At 65.2% G+C, this 1,758-nt stretch carries 2 protein-coding genes; both read left to right on the top strand.

Features of this window, described 5'->3' with window-relative positions:
• A partial coding sequence (locus KUM49_RS37775) for a carbohydrate ABC transporter permease (protein ID WP_217241492.1) occupies positions 1-876 on the top strand: 876 nt, incomplete at its 5' end.
• Positions 873-1,757 (top strand): carbohydrate ABC transporter permease, encoded by an 885-nt coding sequence (locus tag KUM49_RS37770; RefSeq protein ID WP_217241491.1) that lies wholly within the window; start codon positions 873-875, stop codon positions 1,755-1,757. The genes KUM49_RS37775 and KUM49_RS37770, both read left to right, overlap by 4 nt.
• Position 1,758: the final 1 nt, after the last annotated feature.

The following is a 1,758-nucleotide window of genomic DNA, read 5'->3' as shown; positions in this document are numbered from 1 at the left end:
ACCCGCCGGGACCGGTTCATCCTGGCGCTGATGGCGGGCCTGCCCACCCTCCTGCACGTCGCCCTCGTGTGGGTGACGGCCTTCGCCTCGATCGCGTTGGCCTTCACCACCTGGGACGGCATCGGCTTCGACTCGATCAAGTGGGTCGGGCTCCAGAACTTCAAGGAGCTGTTCGAGCAGAACCCGCAGTTCTGGCCGGCCGTCCAGCACAACGTGATCTGGTTCGTCGTCCTGATCGCGATCCCCACCCCGCTCGGCCTGTTCCTGGCCGTGCAGCTGGACAAGAAGATCCGGTTCAGCCGCGTCTACCAGACGGCGTTCTTCCTGCCCGTGGTCATGTCGATGGCCGTGATCGGCTTCGTCTGGCAGCTCATCTACAACCCCGACACCGGTCTGATCAACAGCATCATCGGGGCCAACGAGCCGGGCAAGTACATCGACTGGATCGGCGACCCGGACCTCAACCTGTGGGCGATCCTCATCGCCGCGTCCTGGCGCCACACCGGCTACATGATGATCCTCTACCTGGCCGGCCTGAAGGGTGTGGACCCCTCGCTGCGCGAGGCGTCCTCGCTGGACGGGGCGAACGAGTGGCAGACGTTCAAGAACGTCATCTTCCCCACGCTGCGCCCCACCAACACCGTCGTCCTGGTCGTCACCATCATCGAGGCCCTGCGCGCCTTCGACCTGGTCTTCGTCTTCAACAAGGGCGCCGAGGGCACCGAACTGCTCTCGATCCTGGTCACCAACAACATCATCGGTGAGTCCAGCCGCATCGGATACGGCTCCGCGATCGCGGTCGTCCTGCTGCTGATCTCGCTCGTCGTGATCATTCCGTACCTGGTGTCCACCTTCCGGAAGGAGCGGCGCGCATGAGCACCACCGTCATGACCAAGGCCCGCACTCCCGTCCGCCCGGCCCGGGTCCTGCTGCACCTCTTCCTCGCGGGCGCCTCGCTGGCCTGGCTCGGGCCGCTGCTGTGGGCGCTGTACTCGGCGATGCGGCCGTACGCGGAGACCAGCGAGAAGGGCTACGTCTCCTGGCCCGACAAGCTGAGCTTCGACAACTTCACGAACGCGTTCACCCAGTCCGACATGGGGCACTACTTCGTCAACACGCTGATCATCGCCGTGCCGGCGGTGCTGGTGACGCTGTTCCTGTCGTCGATGGTCGCCTTCTACGTCAGCCGCTTCGACTTCCGCATCAACCTGTTCCTGCTGCTGGTCTTCACCGCCGGCAACCTGCTCCCGCAGCAGGTCATCATCACCCCGTTGTACCGCCTGTACCTGCTCATCGACCTGCCCGGCATCACCATGTCCGGCAAGCTGTACGACTCCGCGCTCGGCCTGGTCCTCATCCACGTCGCGTTCCAGTCCGGGTTCTGCGCGTTCGTGCTGAGCAACTACATGCGCTCGCTGCCGCACGAGCTGACCGAGGCCGCGCTGGTCGACGGCGCCTCGGTGTGGCGCATGTACTGGCAGATCGTGCTGCCGCTGTGCCGCCCGGCGATGGCGGCCCTGGCCACGTTGTTGTCCATCTGGATCTACAACGACTTCTTCTGGGCCCTGGTCCTCATCTCCACCGGCGAGAACATGCCGATCACCTCGGCGCTGAACAACCTCACCGGGGCGTACTTCACCGATCCCAACCTGGTCGCCGCCGGCGCCCTGCTCACCGCGATCCCCACCCTGATCGTGTACTTCGTGCTCCAGCGCCAGTTCGTCAGCGGCCTGACCCTGGGCGCCAACAAGGGCTGAC

Origin of the sequence: Streptomyces sp. AC555_RSS877 (assembly GCF_019049245.1) — a bacterium.
In the GTDB taxonomy this organism is placed as follows: Bacteria; Actinomycetota; Actinomycetes; order Streptomycetales; family Streptomycetaceae; genus Streptomyces.
This window is presented reverse-complemented; position numbering and strand designations above follow the sequence as displayed.